The 15943-nt window shown below is 66.1% G+C and carries 13 protein-coding genes and 1 tRNA gene; 9 read left to right on the top strand and 5 right to left on the bottom strand.

The window, feature by feature from the left end:
* Position 1 precedes the first annotated feature (1 nt).
* A tRNA-Leu gene (locus tag EBS11_RS26355) sits at positions 2-86 on the bottom strand.
* A 412-nt stretch (positions 87-498) separates the two neighbouring features.
* Between EBS11_RS26355 and rnr the strand changes: the two genes are divergently transcribed.
* The 9 genes from rnr (at position 499) to udk (ending at position 9377) form a co-directional block, all read left to right on the top strand.
* Entirely contained in the window at positions 499-3042 is a 2544-nt protein-coding gene (gene rnr / locus EBS11_RS26350) for a ribonuclease R (protein WP_290608115.1), read from the top strand.
* A 3-nt stretch (positions 3043-3045) separates the two neighbouring features.
* Positions 3046-3789 carry a 23S rRNA (guanosine(2251)-2'-O)-methyltransferase RlmB gene (rlmB, locus tag EBS11_RS26345; RefSeq protein WP_287778684.1) on the top strand — a complete coding sequence of 248 codons (744 nt, stop codon included), beginning with the start codon at positions 3046-3048 and terminating at the stop codon, positions 3787-3789.
* 229 nt (positions 3790-4018) lie between these two features.
* Positions 4019-4768, top strand: a complete 750-nt coding sequence (gene cysE / locus EBS11_RS26340; RefSeq protein ID WP_290608111.1) for a serine O-acetyltransferase — start codon at positions 4019-4021, stop codon at positions 4766-4768.
* 10 nt (positions 4769-4778) lie between these two features.
* A complete protein-coding gene (locus EBS11_RS26335) occupies positions 4779-5477 on the top strand; it encodes a DUF480 domain-containing protein (RefSeq protein WP_290608109.1) in 699 nt (232 codons plus the stop codon).
* 14 nt (positions 5478-5491) lie between these two features.
* Positions 5492-5995, top strand: a complete 504-nt coding sequence (locus tag EBS11_RS26330; RefSeq protein WP_290608107.1) for a DUF2199 domain-containing protein — start codon at positions 5492-5494, stop codon at positions 5993-5995.
* A 197-nt stretch (positions 5996-6192) separates the two neighbouring features.
* The gene (locus EBS11_RS26325) at positions 6193-6441 is read left to right on the top strand and encodes a hypothetical protein (protein ID WP_290608105.1); all 249 of its coding nucleotides are present in this window, start codon (positions 6193-6195) and stop codon (positions 6439-6441) included.
* Positions 6442-6561: 120 nt separating this feature from the next.
* Complete coding sequence (locus EBS11_RS26320) at positions 6562-7101, top strand: hypothetical protein (RefSeq protein WP_290608103.1); 540 nt, start codon at positions 6562-6564, stop codon at positions 7099-7101.
* Between the two features lie 53 nt (positions 7102-7154).
* Positions 7155-8621 (top strand): serine hydrolase domain-containing protein, encoded by a 1467-nt coding sequence (locus tag EBS11_RS26315; protein ID WP_290608101.1) that lies wholly within the window; start codon positions 7155-7157, stop codon positions 8619-8621.
* A gap of 111 nt (positions 8622-8732) precedes the next feature.
* Positions 8733-9377, top strand: a complete 645-nt coding sequence (gene udk / locus EBS11_RS26310) for a uridine kinase (RefSeq protein WP_290608099.1) — start codon at positions 8733-8735, stop codon at positions 9375-9377.
* A 13-nt stretch (positions 9378-9390) separates the two neighbouring features.
* On the opposite strand, the gene EBS11_RS26305 is transcribed toward udk, so the two are convergent.
* The 4 genes from EBS11_RS26305 to EBS11_RS26290 all read right to left on the bottom strand — a co-directional run.
* The gene (locus EBS11_RS26305) at positions 9391-10560 is read right to left on the bottom strand and encodes an HlyD family type I secretion periplasmic adaptor subunit (protein WP_290608097.1); all 1170 of its coding nucleotides are present in this window, start codon (positions 10558-10560) and stop codon (positions 9391-9393) included.
* Positions 10557-12710 carry an ATP-binding cassette domain-containing protein gene (locus EBS11_RS26300; RefSeq protein ID WP_290608095.1) on the bottom strand — a complete coding sequence of 718 codons (2154 nt, stop codon included), beginning with the start codon at positions 12708-12710 and terminating at the stop codon, positions 10557-10559. The genes EBS11_RS26305 and EBS11_RS26300 overlap by 4 nt, the downstream gene beginning before the upstream one ends.
* A 26-nt stretch (positions 12711-12736) precedes the next feature.
* Positions 12737-14053, bottom strand: a complete 1317-nt coding sequence (locus EBS11_RS26295) for a TolC family protein (RefSeq protein ID WP_290608093.1) — start codon at positions 14051-14053, stop codon at positions 12737-12739.
* A 116-nt stretch (positions 14054-14169) separates the two neighbouring features.
* Positions 14170-15943 (bottom strand): hypothetical protein (locus EBS11_RS26290; protein ID WP_290608091.1); only part of this gene is annotated, 1774 nt, incomplete at its 5' end.

Below are 15943 nucleotides of genomic sequence, written 5' to 3'. Positions count from 1 at the left end.
ATGGTGCCCACGAAGGGACTCGAACCCCTACACCCGAAGGCACATGGACCTGAACCATGCGCGTCTACCAATTCCGCCACGTGGGCACTGATGCTGCTGTGACTTACTACTTTTTACTGCTCGAGTATTTGTTGCAAAACAACTCACTGCAACAATTCTGCTATTATAGCGACTTGAAGAGTTTTGCGCCAGATGAGCTTTCGCTCCATACTGCACATCAACCCTGTACCGCTTTCCTGCAACTGCATTCCCGTGAAGGTTTGTCGCTGCAAGAGACCGAGATTATAGAGCAATATTTGCCGAAGTCAAATGCATTGCGCAGCTTTTCTCCTTTTTTTCATCGGCGGGCGTCTTGTACTGTTTCCGACACGCTGTCCGTTAGGCAAACCAAGGCGTCGTCCGGTACACTACCGGACATCACCGTGTCAATATTGACGGTGATGTCATCGGTCTTTGTTCTCCGTTTGATCACTGTCAATAACAACTATAGAAATACTTTTGAGCCAAAATACCCACACCATCCCCAGCCGGGAGGACATTCTCGGCATATTCCGCAGCGTCAACGCGCCTCTCGATCCGCAGACTCTCGGGAAAACGCTGCAAGTGCATGCCGATTCCATGGATGTCCTGGTCCGTCGCCTGAAGGCGATGGAGCGCGACGGCCAGCTCAAGTCTGATGCCGGCGGCGTCTTCTCGCTGGCCGACCAGAGCGCGCTCGTCGCCGGCCGCGTCACCAGCCACCGCGATGGATTCGGCTTCGTCATTCCCGACGACGCCAGCGCCGACCTGTTCCTGCCTGAGAAAGAAATGCAGAAAGTACTGCACGGCGACAAGGTCATGGCCCGCATCGTCGGCACCGACCGCCGCGGCCGCCCGGAAGGCACGATCGTGGAAGTCACGCAGCGCGCCAACACCCACGTCATCGGCCGCCTGATCCAGGAAAACGGCAACTGGGTGGTGGCGCCGGAAGACCAGCGCATCGGCCAGGATATCCTCGTCACCGGTTCCGTGGGCAAGGCGAAGGCGGGGCAGATCGTCAGCGTCGAGCTGACGGAACAGCCCATGCGCTTCAAGCAGCCCGTCGGCAAGATCGTCGAAGTACTGGGCGCCCTGGATGACCCCGGCATGGAAATTGAGATTGCTGTACGTAAATTCAACGTGCCGCACGTCTTTTCCGCCGCCGCCCTGAAGCAGGCGGAAAAGCTGCCCTTCGAAGTGCGAGCCGCCGACCTGAAAGACCGTGTCGACCTGCGCGACGTGCCGCTTGTTACCATCGACGGCGAGGATGCGCGCGACTTCGACGATGCCGTGTATTGCGAACCCGTCAAGGTGGGCCGCGCCAACTGCTTCCGCCTGATCGTCGCCATTGCCGACGTCAGCCATTACGTGAAGCCGAACGACGCGCTCGATATCGACGCGCTCGAACGCAGCACGTCCGTGTACTTCCCGCGCCGCGTGATTCCCATGCTGCCGGAAAAGCTGTCGAATGGCCTGTGCTCGCTCAATCCGGCCGTCGACCGTCTGACCCTCGTGTGCGACGCCGTCGTCAGCGACAAGGGCGAGCTGAAGGCTTACCAGTTCTATCCGGCCGTCATCCATTCGGCCGCGCGCCTGACCTATGACGAAGTCGCTGCCGTGCTGGGCAATACCAAGGGACCCGAGGCGGCACGGCGCGCGGACATCCTGCCGCACCTGCAGAACCTGGAAGCCGTCTACCGCGCCTTGCTGAAAGCACGCACGGAGCGGGGCGCCATCGATTTCGAGACGACGGAAACGTATATCGTCTGCAATAGCGTCGGCAAGATCGAAAAGATCATCCCCCGCACGCGCAACGAAGCGCACAAGATCATCGAAGAGTGCATGCTGGCGGCCAACGTCTGCGCGGCCGATTTGTTGCTGCGTAACAAGCACCCGGGCACTTACCGCATCCACGCCAGCCCGACCAAGGAAAAGCTCACGCAAGTGCGCACCTTCCTCAAGCAGGTGGGCCTGAACCTGACGGGCGGCGATACGCCGTCGGCATCCGATTACCAGACCCTGATGCAGCAGATCAAGCAGCGTCCCGATGCGGCCCTGCTGCAGACGATGCTGCTGCGCTCGATGCAGCAAGCCGTCTACAGCCCGGACAATATCGGCCACTTCGGCCTGGCGTACGAAGCATATGCCCACTTCACCAGCCCGATCCGCCGCTATCCCGACCTGCTGACGCACCGCGCCATCAAGGCCATTCTGCAAGGCAAGAAATACGAGCCTAAGCTTTCCGACAAGGTCGTGTTGAACACCAACGTGTCGAACGCCACGCGCAAGCAACAGGCCAAGGACAAGGCGGACGGCAAGCCGAAGAAGACGGACTTGACCATCTGGGACGCGCTGGGCGTGCATTGCTCGGCCAACGAGCGCCGCGCCGACGAAGCGTCGCGCGACGTCGAAGCGTGGCTCAAGTGCTATTTCATGCAGGACAAGCTGGGCGAAGAGTTCACGGGCACCATCACGGGCGTGACCACGTTTGGCGTGTTCGTGCAGCTCGACACCCTGTTCGTCGAAGGCCTGGTGCACGTCACCGAGCTGGGCACCGATTACTTCCAGTACGACGACGCGCGCCATGAACTGCGCGGCGAACGCACGGGCAAACGTTATCAATTGACGGACCGCCTGACGGTGCAAGTGGCACGTGTCGACCTGGAAACGCGCAAGATCGACCTGCGCCTCGTCACCGAGGCGGAACTGGCGGGCGACGATGCGCCAGCCAAGCAGTCGGGCGGCAAGCGCAAGGGCGAAAAGAAATCGATGGTCAAGCCCGGTCCCGCGACCGAGCAGCGCCACGAGATCAAAACCAGCGTCAAGGCTGACAATGGCTCCGCCGGCCGTTCCAACGGCGCCAAGCCGGCAGCCAAGGCAGCCCGGAATGAAGCCCCCAAGGCGGCAGCCCCCAAGGCCGCCGCGCCGAAGCGCAGCAAGAAACCAGCCGCGGCGCCCGCTGCGGCGGCACCACGAGCAGCAAAAACTGTATCTGCATCAAAAACAAGCAAGAAGAAACGATAAATAATGAAGAATAAAATGATTTTCGGCTTCCACGCCGTCACCTCGCGTCTGCGTCATGAAGCGTCGTCCGTGGAAGAAATTTTCGTCGATGCCAGCCGCGTCGACGGCCGCATGAAGGACATGATCGCCGCCGCCAAGGCAGCCAACGTGCGCGTCATGCCCGTCGATTCGTCGCGTCTCGATAAAATCGTCGGCACGCGCCGCCACCAGGGCGTGATCGCCTTTGCCTCGCAGCTGTCGCTGGCGCGCAATCTCGATGAGCTGCTGGACGCCATCGACGGCCCGCCGCTGCTGTTGATTCTCGACGGCATCACCGACCCGCACAACCTGGGTGCCTGCCTGCGCGTGGCCGACGGCGTCGGCGCCCATGCCGTCATCGTGCCGAAGGACCGTGCCGTGGGCTTGAACGCCACGGCCGCCAAGGTCGCCAGCGGCGCCGCCGAAACCGTGCCGTACATCACCGTGACGAACCTGGCGCGCACCATGCGTGAGCTGAAGGAGCGCGGCATCTGGCTGATCGGCACCTCGGACGACGGCGAAAAAGGCTTGTACGAAGCCGATTTCACGGGCCCGACGGCCCTCGTCATGGGTTCCGAAGGCGAAGGCATGCGCCGCCTGACGCGCGACACCTGCGACATCCTCGTCAGCATCCCGATGTTCGGCTCCGTCGAGAGTTTGAACGTGTCGGTCGCTTCCGGTGTCTGTCTGTACGAAGCCCGCCGCCAGCGCATCGCGCTGGAGCCTTAACAGGCGGGCAAATACTCAGCGTGCCGTTTGCTTGATCTATTTTTACCCCAAAAGCAAATACTGGGGTCGTACCCTCAGGGTACGACCCCGGCACTTTCGCCGTTGGGTTGAGTCCACTGGATATGCCGCCGCCCTTGAGGCGGCGCTTGTTTATCTGCCTCTCCGGCAGCATGCCACCGAATACGCTACCATTTGCGTCTTGTCTCTTACCCATTCAGAAATCCGTCTTATGTTCCACCACTTGCGCGAAGACATCAACAGCATCATCGAACGTGACCCCGCCGCCCGCAACGGCTGGGAGGTGCTGACCTGTTATCCGGGCTTGCACGCCATCGTCATGCATGGCTGGGCGCACTGGTGCTGGACGCGGCACATGAAGTGGGTAGGGCGCTTCATTTCGTATATCGGCCGCATCATCACGGGCATCGAGATCCACCCGGGCGCCACCATCGGCCGGCGCGTCTTCATCGACCACGGCTTCGGCGTGGTGATCGGCGAGACGGCCGTCGTCGGCGACGACTGCACCATCTACCAGGGCGTGACCCTGGGCGGCACCTCGCTGCACAGTGGCGCCAAGCGCCACCCGACCCTGGAGCGGGGCGTCATCGTCGGCGCCGGCGCGCAGGTGCTGGGCAATTTCACGGTGGGCGAGTACGCCAAGGTGGGCTCGAACGCCGTGCTCCTGAAACCCGTGCCGGCCGGCGGCACGGCCGTGGGCAATCCCGCGCACATCGTGCAAAAGGACGTCAACGCCCTGCGCGAAGGCAGCACGGCGCACCTGTTCGCCGCGTATGGCGTCACGCCGAACGGCGACGATCCCCTGTCGAAGGCCCTGCAAGGGCTGATCACGCACGCCGTGGCGCAGGAGCAGCGCATCGAAACCATCCTCGCCACCCTGAAGGCGGCAGGCATCTGCTGCCAGGGCGTGCCCGAATGTGATAAATTTGATTCCGAGCAAATGAACAAACTGGTCGATTAAGGATCCATGCATGAATACTGATGTGACGGCAGCTGATAAAAGCAGCGACAATCCCAATCTGCTCGACCCCTTCGAGATCCGCGTGCTGGCCGTGCTGGCCGAAAAGGAAGCGCTGACGCCGGACAGCTACCCGCTGTCGCTCAACGCCCTCACCAACGGCTGCAACCAGTTGTCCAGCCGTGACCCCGTCATGGCCCTGTCCGAGGAAACCGTGTACGACGTGCTGCAGCGTTTGATGCAGCGCAAATTCGTCAACGGCATCACGCAGGCGGGCGCCCGGGTCGCCAAGTACGAGCACCGCATGCGCATCAAGTGGTCGCTGGAGCAGGACAAGCTGGCCATCCTGACGATCCTGATGCTGCGCGGCTTGCAGACTGCGGGCGAGATCCGCAGCCGCAGCGGCCGGGTGCATGAATTCAAGTCCGTGGCGGAAGTCGAGTCCGGCCTGCAGTTCCTCATCGACAAATATCCGCCGCTGGTGGCCAGGCTGGCCGTCGCCCCGGGCGCCAAGGAACCGCGCTACGGCCATTTATTGGGCGGCGAGGAAGCGCTGGCGCAGAGCGAGACGGCGGCCGGTTTCGCGGGCGCCGTCAGCGCGCCGCAGCAGGGCAGCCGTGTCGCCCAGCTGGAACAGGAAGTGCTGCAGCTACGCAGCGATTTCGACGGCCTGGCGGCGCAGTTCGAGGCGTTCCGCAAGCAATTCGAGTAAGGCATCCTTCCCGCGTGACCTTTTCCTTCCTGTGCCGCACATGCGGCGAAACCCACACGGGCATGCCCAGCTTCGGCGCCGAGGCCCCGTGGCTGTACGAACAGATCGCGCCCGCCGAACGGGCGGCGCGCTGCCAGCTCGACAGCGATGCCTGCATCGTCGACGAAGCGTACTGCTTCGTGCGCGCCACCATCGATATCCCCGTGCATGGCGCGGATGAACCGTTCAGCTGGGGCGTGTGGGTGTCGCTGAGCGGCGACAGCTTCGATGCCTGGGATGCCTGCTTCCACGATGCCCAACGGACCCACATCGGCCCCTTCTTCGGCTGGCTCAGCACGCGCCTGCCTGCCTATCCCGACACCCTGAACCTGAAGACCCGCGTGCACCTGCGCGACGACGGCCTGCGTCCGTCCATCGAGCTGGAGCCGACGGACCACCCGCTGGCCGTGGAGCAGCGCGAGGGCATCACGGCCGAGCGCGTAGCCGGGCTGTACGCGCAGCTGCTGCATGGCAGCTGACCGGCCCGCCAGATACCGCTGCCGGGCTCACCGACCGCGCCATCGGCCACCCTGCATGCGAATGTGACAATGTGTGACTTTTTTTGCATGGTATTTCGTTATGCTCTCGTGCCGCCATCCCATACGGTAAACCATCCGCCACGCTGACGACCAGCCTGGCGCTACAGACATGCAGGCAACGACAGGCGGAGAGCGATATGCTAGTGTTAAAGGGTATTTTATTGCTGTTTATCATCTTTTTTGGCATCCCCAACCAGATCATCGACTACAAGCACCGCAAGAAGAAAGCCTATGAACCAGGAGATGCGTGGGCCTATTATTCGAGGCTGAGCAAGGAGGGCAGCGCCGAGGGCAAGTTCATGATGTGGTCTACCTACTGCGGCATTGCCTTCATCGTCGTCGTCCTGGCGTACCTTGCCCTGAACCTGTTTGGCGGCTACCGGTGACTGCTGGCGGCCGGCAAGATCGCGCCGCCCCGTGGTTCGACCGGCATGACCCCGCCTGCCGTGGCGTTGCCAGCGCGCGCAGCGGGCATTTACCTCCTCATCCTCATCCAAAGGAAACTCATGAAGTTTGCAATGCAAGTCGTACTGGGCCTGTCGCTGGTCTGCGCAGGCCCCGCAGGTGCCGCTGCCGCCGCGCCGGCAACGCATTCCGCCGCACCCGCGCCGGCACATCTCAAGGCCGTGCAGGACCTGCTGGGCGCGATGCAGATTGAAAAAGTGCTGAAAGGCGTCGCCGCCCGCAGCCGCTACTCCAACGAAGGCCAGAAGCAGGCCGTGCTGGCCAAGCTCGATAAGGTTCCGCCCGCAGAGATATACCAGCGCCTGGCGCCCGCACTCACGCGCGTCATCTCCGCCGATACGGCCACCGAGATGACCCGCTTCTATACCACCCCCTACGGCAAGCAGGTCATCCACAAGAAGTACAACTCCGGTGCCCAGCTCATCATGCCTGGCATGACGGCGGCCGTTGCGCCGGAAGAAAAGAAGGAGCGCAAGCGGGCCGCGTACGTGCAGGCGAGCAAGGAGCTGGCGGAGGCTGAACCGGCGATCGAGCACGAAGCGTTCAAGCTGCTGCAAGCGATCAACAAGGAAAAGCGCTGAGCTGCGGGCGGGTCTGCCTTGCAGTATGGACAGTAGATTATTTTGGCGGCACTATGATGCGATATGTCTGGACCTTGCTGCTGGCGGTAGCCGTGCTTGACGCGCAGGCGCAGGGCGAAAGCGGCGCAGTGCAGGCCCGCATGGCGCGGGTTGAAAACGGCTTGCTGCAGCCCGTTGCCGTCCGCGGGGCGCCTGCCTACGCCATGCGCCTGGCCGAGCGGATGCAGGCCCTGAACGTGCCGGGCGTGAGCATTGCCGTCCTCAATGCCGGCGCGGTGGAATGGAGCGGCTCCTACGGCGTTGCGGACGCGCGGACGGGCCGCCCCGTCACCTCCGGCACGCTGTTTCAGGTAGCCTCGATCGGCAAGCCGGTGGCCGCCCTGATGGCGCTGCGGCTTGCGGCCGAGGGCAAGATCGATCTTGATGAAGACGTCAACCGGCGGCTGCGCCAGTGGCAGGTGCCCGGCGCGCAGCCGGCCGTGACGGCCCGGGCACTGCTCAGCCATACCGCCGGCATGCCGACCTTCAGCCTGCCGGGCTACGCCAGCGATGCGCCGCAGCCCACGCTGCTGCAGATATTGGCCGGCTCCCGCCCGGCGACGAATCCGCCCGTCACGGTGGACACGCCCGTGGGCACCCGCTACGCATATTCCAGCCTCGGTTATGTTGCGCTGGAACAGTATCTGCATGACGCGACTGGCCGGCCGTTCGGCGCCCTGGCCCGTGAAATGGTATTTGCCCCGCTGGGCATGCGCGATACGCTCTATGCGCAGTCGCTGCCGCCAGCGCTCGCCATGCGCGCCGCATCCGGCCATGCGCTCGATGGCAGTGTCGTGGCGGGAAACTGGCGCGCCTATCCGGAACTGGCCGCGGCGGGGCTGTGGAGCACGGCGCATGACCTGGCGCTGTTTGCCCTCGCCGTCCAGCGTGCCGCCTCCGGGCAGGATGGCCAGCTGCTCACGCCGCAGCAGGCAAGGGCGATGCTGACGCCCGTGCGCGGCAGCTATGGCCTCGGTGTCGAACTCGATCATGCCGGAGCGGAACCGGCATTCCATCACAGCGGCTCGAATGCCGGCTACAAGGCGCTGCTGTTTGCGTACGAGCGTACGGGGCAGGGCGCGGTCATTCTCGCCAATGGGGATAACGGCTGGATGCTGATAGAGGAAATCGCGCGCGGCATCGCTGCCGAGTATGGATGGGAAGACTATCGCCCGAAGGAACGCGTCGCCGCCCAGCCGAATCCCGCCCTGTTCGCCCGGTTTGCCGGTGATTTTGCCGTGTCCAACACGACGCTGCGCATCAGCCACGAACATGGCCATCTGTATGTCGCCGGGCCGCCGGTCGGTCCGGTGCGTGTGGAATTGATCCCGGCAGGGGACTACGATTACTTCATGCGTGAAAAAGATGCCACATTGCATTTCGATAACAGTGGCGACGGCAGGATACAGACCCTCACCTTGGTCGATGGCCGGCCGCGCCAGGGCAGGCGGCTTGCCGAGCCGGCGCCGGGCGCCGATTAGCGCGTCCAGGGCGCAGGGCTGCCGTCCGGCAGGGGCCGCGGAATTGCCGCATGCCGCATTCTGAGTCAGCCGCTCCCTGTCCGTTTGGCCGCGTTTCCGGTATCATTCGGCATGCATAATATTCCTTTCCAACCATTTGTCATCGGTGTCGCAGGCGGTAGCGGCAGCGGCAAGTCCACGGTATCCCAGCAAGTGCTCGCCTCGTTTGGCGCCGATATGGTCTCTGTCGTGATGCAGGACGACTACTACCGCGACCAGACCCACCTTTCCCCGGAAGTGCGCCGCCAGCAGAATTACGACCATCCGCAGGCGTTCGAGTGGCCATTGCTGGTACAGCACATCCAGGCCTTGCGCAACGGCGAATCGATCGAGATGCCGGAGTACGACTTCACGCTGCACAACCGCTCCGACAGGACCATACTGGTCAAGCCGGCCCCAGTGATCGTCATCGAAGGCCTGTTTGCCCTGTATGACGAGGACTTGCGCGACATGATGTCGCTGAAGATCTTTGTCGACACGGCTTCCGACGTGCGCTTCATCCGCCGCATGCAACGCGATATTACCGAACGCGGCCGCTCGGTGGAGAGCGTCATCGAGCAGTATCTGGAAACGGTGCGCCCCATGCACAAGCAATTCATCGAACCGACCAAGCGCAATGCCGATGTCATCCTGCCGCACGGCGCCAACGGCCCTGCCGTCGACATGATCACGGCCAAGGTGGCCAGCGTGATCGGTCGATTGAAGCCGGCCGTCTGACGCCGCCCCTGCCTTAGCGTTCCCCCATGGATTCCGAGAACGTCTTGGTGATCGGTTTCGTGAGATAGCGCAATACCGTCTTGCGCCCCGTGTTGATTTCCACGGTGGCCGTCATGCCGGGCTGGATCAGGATCGGCTCACCGTTCTTGCCAACCAGGTTACGTCCGCTGGTCTTGATCTGCACGCGGTAGTAGGGCTGTTCGTTGCCCTTGTTGTCTTCACTTAAAGTGTCCGCGCTGATGTAGCTGACCGTGCCCCGCAGGCGGCCGTAGATGCCGTAGTCGTAGGCGTCCAGTTTCACGGCCGTGGGCAGGCCCGGCTTGATGAAGGCGATGTCGGCCGGTTTCACTTTCGCTTCGATGATCAGGTCGTCGTCCGTGGGCACGATCTGCAGGATTTCCTCGCCCGGCTTGGCCACGCCGCCCAGGGTGGTGAGGCGCACGTTGCGCACGATGCCATCCGTGGGCGCGTAGATGTCCGTCGACCCCAGCTGTTCCTTGCGCTGCGTCACCGTCTGCAGCACGCCGGCCAGGTCTTCCTGGGCTTTCACCAGGTCCGTCTGGCTGTCCTGCAGGTATTTGTTGCGCCGGTTGGTGATCTGTGCCTGGATGTCGACCACCTGACGCCGCAGCTTCAGCACTTCGGCGCGGCTCACGTCGCCCGTCTCCAGCAGCGGCAAGTTCATTTCCAGCTCTTCCTTGATCAGCTTCATGGCGCTTTCCAGCGCGCCCACTTCCGCCTGCACGGCGCCCTGGCGCTTGGTGAACAAGGTCATCTGGTTGGCGCGGAACTCGGGAAACGCCTGCAGCTCGGGCGGGAACTTCGGCGTGCCGCCAAATACTTCCGCCTGCAGGCGCGCCACGGTTGCCTTCAGGCCGGCCGCCTTGGCCGTGCTTTCCAGGTAGCTCGTCTCGGCCCGCGTGCGGTCGAAGCGCGCCAGCAGTTCGCCTTTTTTCACGACGCTGCCTTCATGCACGCGCAGTTCGGCCAGCACGCCGCCGTCGGCCACCTGGATCACCTGGTTGCGCGAACTGGCGATCACCTGGCCATTGGCGCGCGTGACCTGGTCCAGCTCCGCCCACGACGCCCAGGCGATGACGCCCGCCAGCGCCGCCGTGCAGCTCCAGATCAGCACCCGGCCCCGTTTGGCTTCCTGCTTCGTTTCGACTTTGGCCAGTTTCATGCGACGGCTCCTTGCGCTGCCGCCGCCTGGGCCACCGGCGCGGGCGCGGGCGCGGAAGCGGGAACGGCTTGCGGCTTGCCCGACAGCTTGGCCAGCACGGCATCGCGCGGCCCGTCGAGCAGCACGCGGCCCGCCTGCAGCACCACCAGGCGGTCGAGCAGGGGCAGCAGGGCATTCTTGTGGGTGGTGGCGACCATCGTCACGCCTTCGGCCGCCAGTTCGCCCAGCAGTCCCACGATGCGCGCTTCCGTCTTCGCGTCCATGGCGCCCGTCGGCTCGTCGAGCAGCCAGATTTTCGGCTTGGCCAGCAGCAGGCGCGTGACGGCGATCAGCTGGCGCTGGCCGCCCGACACGCCGCGTCCGCCCTCGGTGATGGCCAGCGCCAGGCCGCGCGGCTGGCCCAGTACCAGCTCGATGAGGCCCGTGCGCCTGGCCGCCGCGAGGATGGCTTCCTCGCCCGGGTCGGCCAGCCCTAACAACAGGTTGTCGCGCAGGGTGCCGCTGAACAGCCGCGTTTCCTGCGGCAGGTAGCCGACCATTTCGCGCACCACGGGCGGCGCCAGCAGGGCCATGTCGACGTCGCCCAGATACACCTTGCCTTCGGCCGGCTGGTACAGGCCGGAGGCCAGTTTCAGCAGGGTGCTCTTGCCCGAGCCGATGGCGCCCACCAGGCCGACGCGCTCGCCGGGGCGGATGGCCAGCGCTTCCACTTCCAGCGCCACCTTCTGCGCGCCGCCGTACGTGAAGCGGATGCGTTCGAAGCGCAGGCCCGTGTCGAGGCTGCGCGGCGTCAGCGCGAACTGCGCGTTGTCGGCCTCGTTGGGCAGGCTGATGACCTGTTCCAGGCCGTCGATCGAGGCGCGCGCATGCGCCCACTGCACCATCACGGCGGGCAACTGCACGATGGGCATCAGGGCGCGGTTGCTGATGATGGTGCAGGCCATCAGCGCGCCCATGGTCATCTGGTTTTCCGCCACGAACCAGGCGCCCATGGAGATGAGCGCCACGTTGGTCAGCTGCTGGAAGGCGGCCGTGATGTTCTGCGACAGAGCCGCGTAGTCGCGGATATTCTGCTCCGCGTGGCTGCTCTCGGCCACCAGTTCGGCCCAGCGCGCCTGCATCATCCATTCGGCGCTGCTGCCCTTGAGGGTTTCCACGCCATCGACGGCTTCCACCAGCAGGCCCGCCTTGCGGTTGCTGGCGTTGAGGTTCTTGCGCGTGTGCGCCTGGATGGCGCGCTGGAACATCAGGCCGCACACGAGGGCCAGCGGCAGGGCCACCAGCGGCACCACCACCAGCCAGCCGCCGATGATGGTGATCATGGCCAGGAAGATCAGGGCGAAGGGCACGTCCGTCAGCACGAACAGGGAAGTGGAGGTGAGCACGCCGCGCACCATTTCAAAGCCCTTCACCTGCGCCGCCAGCGTGCCGACGGAGGCGGGACGCGCTTCCATGCGGATGCCCAGCATGCGCTGGAAAAACCATTCCGACAGTTCGTGGTCGACATCGTTGCACGAGTGGTCGACGATGCGGCTGCGCACCTGCTTGAGGATGAATTCCAGGCCGATCGACAGGGCCACGCCCACCACCAGCACCCACAGGGTGCTGAAGCTCTGGTTCGGGATGACGCGGTCGTACACCTGCATGGAAAACAGCGAGGTGGCCATGGTCAGCAGGGTCACCAGCGCGGTGGCCAGCACGGCGTCGACAAACACGCTTTTCTTCAGCCACAGGGCGTCGCGCACCAGGCCCAGGGCGCCGGGACGCGCCGCGCTCTTTTCGGGGCGGCGCGGCAGGCCCACGCAGGCCAGGCCGGCCAGCGATGCCAGCTGCAGGGCGCGGCCATCGACGCCTTCGCCGCGCCAGGCGCCGTCGGCGCCGCGCGACTGCAGCAGGCCCCAGCCCGTGCTGGCGCTGTAGACGGCGAACGGCAGCTCGCCCGGCGTCGGTTCGTGCAGCAGGCGCGCCGTGCCTTCCAGTCCGGCCGCCTGCCAGATGGTGGTCAGGACCATGGCGGGCGCGCCATTGTCGTCGATGTCTTCCAGCTGGCGCTGCAGGTCGGCCAGGCGGGCGGCGGCCAGGTGCTGGCCCGTCAGCCGCGCGGCCCTGTCGACGAGGGTCAGCAAGCCGTGTTTGATGGAGGTATCCACGCTGTCTCCTGTGTGTGCTGTCGGTGTCAATTGCGTTGCGCCGTGCCGGCCGGTGCCGTGCGCCCGGCCAGGGTGCCCGTCTGCGCGGCCAGGCGCAGGCTGGCGGCGATGGCTTGCGCGCGCGTGTCTTCCAGGGCGAACTGCGCCTGGGTGGCTTCGCGCACGGCGTTGAGTACATCGTTCCAGCTCTTGCGTCCGATGACGTACTGGCGCGCATACGATTCGAAGACCTGTGTCGAGGTGGTGCTCGCTTCGCCCGCATTGCCCAGGCGCTGGCGGCTCGCCTCGGCCTCGTTCCAGTCCAGGGTAAAGCGCTCGCGCACGTCGCGTTCGGCCGCATCGTGCGCGGCGCGCGCCCCTTCGCGCTTGGCGACGGCCGCGTCCACCCCCGCCTTGGCCGACAGGCCGGCGCCCGGCTGCGCCTGCAGCACCAGCATGGCGCGCGTGCGGTTGTCGGTATTGATGCCGCCCGTGGGCTTTTCCATGCGCAGCAGCACCTTCGGCATGTAGGCCGAACGCTGCAGGGTGATGTCGGAGTCGGCCGCCTGCGCCTCGAAATCGAGGCGGTGCAGGGTGGGCGAGTAGGCGATGGCCTGCGGCATGACGCGCTCCAGGCTGGCGTCGGGCAGCGGTTCGCCCACGCCGATGCCGGTGCTGCTGACCAGGCGCACGGGCTTGCCGGCCAGCTGCGACAGCTGGGCCAGCGCGTTCTCCAGCGCCTGGCGCGCGTTCGACACGTCATTGGCAGCCTGGTAGGCGCGCGACTCGGCCAGGCGCTGGTCCGTCTGCGAACTGACCGATTGCACCACGCGGCGCTTGATCATGTCCAGCAGGCGCTGGTGTTCGGCCAGCCCTTCCTCGGCCGAACGCACGCGGGCCGTCTGGCGCAGCGCTTCCGTGTAGGCGGCGATGACGCGCAGGGACAGGGCCAGGCGTTCTTCCTCGATGGCCGCGCCGGCCGCGTCGAGCCGGCTGCCGGCGGCATCGATGCCGGCGTCGATGCGTCCGCCGCTCCACAGGGGCTGTTCGATGCGCACCACGCCGCCCGTTTCCTGCGACCCCGTGGGCACTTCGGCCGACAGGCTGGGAAAGCGCTGCCATTGCGCGCCATCGAGGTCGGCCCGCGCGGCCGCCTGCGCGGAGCGCTTGCCGGCGATGGTCGGATGGCTTTGCAGCGCCTGCTGCAAGACCTGGTCGAAGCTCCAGGCCGTGGCGCCCTGGGCGCCGGCGAAAGGGGTGACGCTTGCCATGACGGCGGCCGCCAGTACGGCCGCGATGCAGGGCAGGATGCCGGCCCAGGGGCGCCGGCAAGGTTGCGATGCTGGATAACTGCGTACTCTCATCCCGTGTTTTTCCGGCCACGTGGCCTGCAGGGTTGCACTCGGTATCACCGGGCGACAGGAGCGCGGCGCGACTGCGTCCGCGCTCCTGCCGCCGTCCTGGCTACGCTGCCATGGCATCAGACATGGAAGTTCGCCGCCGTCAGCTGCGTGATGTTCACGCCGCTCAGCAGCACCAGCGCCGTGTCGATGGCGTGGGCGTTGCTCAGGTCGCTCGAGTGATACACCGTGACGGCGCCGTTGTTTTGCGCATCGGCGATGACGATGTAGCCCTGTCCCGACAGCACGCTGCTGTCGGCCGCGATGGCGCTGGCGGCATCGTGGATCGATACGGCCGTGCTGTCGAAGATGAACAGGTTGTCGGCGCCGAAGTCCGTGCCCAGGTTGACCCCCACGGCCGCCGCTGCCGTCAGGTGGGCGATGGCCGACATGTCGATCACGTCGCCGCCTGCCGTCGGCAAGCCCGTGTGGAAGTCGGCTACCGTCTGCGGATTGTGCAGGGCAGCCTGGCTCAGCACGAGCAGGTGCGCGGCGTCCGTCTGGTCGGCCAGCGCCTGGGCTGCGGCCGCTGCGGCCGCATCGGCGGCAGCGGTGGCGCTCAGGGCCGGGGCATCCGTCTGGTCCGCCTGCGCCTGGGCTTGCAGGGCCGCTGCCGCTGCCGCGTCGGCTGCCAGGTGCAGGGCATTGGCATCCGTCAGGTCGGCCGTATGGGCCGCGCTCAGCGCCGCTGCCGCGGCGGCATCGGCAGCCAGGCCCAGCGCATGCGCGTCGGTCTGGTCGGCGATGGCCTGGGTATTGGCGGCATTGGCGGCATCCGCGTTGGAGATGACGGCCAGCGCGCTGGCATCGGTCAGCGCGGCGACGGCATTGGCATGCGCCAGGGCCGCATCGGCTGCCTGCGCGTTGGCATTGGCCTGGGCCGCCGCCGCGTCGTCGGTCTGGGCCGCTGCCGCATTGGCGTGAGCCTGTGCCGCAAAGGCCGCCGCGGCGGCCGCTGCCGCATCGTCCGCCTGGGCCGCATGCGTGGCCGCTGCCGAGGTGGCAGCTGCCGCTGCCGCCGTCGCTGCTGCGGCATCGGCGGCGACGGCGGCGTTGTAGGCCGCCTGCGCATTGATGACATTGAGGGCGGCCGCAGCCGCAGCCGCATCGTCGGCCTGGGCGTGCTGGGCGGCAGCCAGCGAAATGGAGGCCTGCACCTGCGCTGCCGCTGCCGCGGCATCGTCGTTCTGGGCCGCCGTGGCTGCCGCGTGGGCGGCGGCGGCCGTGGCCGCCGTGGTTGCCACGGCCGCGTCGGCCGCCAGGGCATCCTGGTAGGCGGCGGCGGCGTGGGCAGCCTGGGCGACGGCGTTGGCGGCGGCGTTGTCATCCTGCTGGGCGCTGATCGCGGCCGCCTGGGCGACGGCAGCGGCGGCGGCCGAGGCGGCCGCCGTGGCGTCGGCCTGCTGTGCGGCCGTGGCGGCAGCCTGCGCCACCTGTGCCGCCGCTGCCAGGGTGGCGGCATCGGCGTCGGCGGCCAGGGCGGCGGTGTACGCTGCCTGGGCGCTGGCGGCATTGGCTGCGGCGACGCTGGCGGCATTGTCGTCCGCCTGTGCCGCCGTCGTGGCTGCCAGCGACAGGGCGGCCCTGGTCGCGGCGGCGGCGGCGGCCGCATCGTCGGCATGCGCCTGCTGGGCTGCCTGCTGTGCAGCCAGGGCGGCCGCTGCCGTGCTGGCGGCGGCCGCGTCGTCGGTCTGGTACCGCTCCAGGTTGAACGGCTCGTTCGGCTTGCCGCCCGGCTTGCCCATCGTGGCGCCGGTGGCGCGGCGGCTGCCGGCACGGGCACGGGTGGGAGCAATACGAGCTTCGTGGCCAATGCGGTCACGTACACCGCGCCGGGCGGCTCTGGCCTGTCTC

The sequence above is a fragment of the Janthinobacterium sp. genome, assembly GCF_009923995.1.
In the GTDB taxonomy this organism is placed as follows: domain Bacteria; phylum Pseudomonadota; class Gammaproteobacteria; order Burkholderiales; family Burkholderiaceae_D; genus Janthinobacterium.
The sequence above is the reverse complement of the archived record's forward strand: the minus strand, read 5'-3'. Positions and strand labels throughout refer to the sequence as shown.

Coding starts and splice junctions, on each gene's coding strand:
- udk (WP_290608099.1), top strand. CDS start 8,733: ATGCATAATATTCCTTTCCAACCATTTGTCATCGGTGTCGCAGGCGGT.
- cysE (WP_290608111.1), top strand. CDS start 4,019: ATGTTCCACCACTTGCGCGAAGACATCAACAGCATCATCGAACGTGAC.
- EBS11_RS26320 (WP_290608103.1), top strand. CDS start 6,562: ATGAAGTTTGCAATGCAAGTCGTACTGGGCCTGTCGCTGGTCTGCGCA.
- EBS11_RS26335 (WP_290608109.1), top strand. CDS start 4,779: ATGAATACTGATGTGACGGCAGCTGATAAAAGCAGCGACAATCCCAAT.
- EBS11_RS26325 (WP_290608105.1), top strand. CDS start 6,193: ATGCTAGTGTTAAAGGGTATTTTATTGCTGTTTATCATCTTTTTTGGC.
- EBS11_RS26295 (WP_290608093.1), bottom strand. CDS start 14,053: ATGAGAGTACGCAGTTATCCAGCATCGCAACCTTGCCGGCGCCCCTGG.
- EBS11_RS26305 (WP_290608097.1), bottom strand. CDS start 10,560: ATGAAACTGGCCAAAGTCGAAACGAAGCAGGAAGCCAAACGGGGCCGG.
- EBS11_RS26315 (WP_290608101.1), top strand. CDS start 7,155: ATGATGCGATATGTCTGGACCTTGCTGCTGGCGGTAGCCGTGCTTGAC.
- rlmB (WP_287778684.1), top strand. CDS start 3,046: ATGAAGAATAAAATGATTTTCGGCTTCCACGCCGTCACCTCGCGTCTG.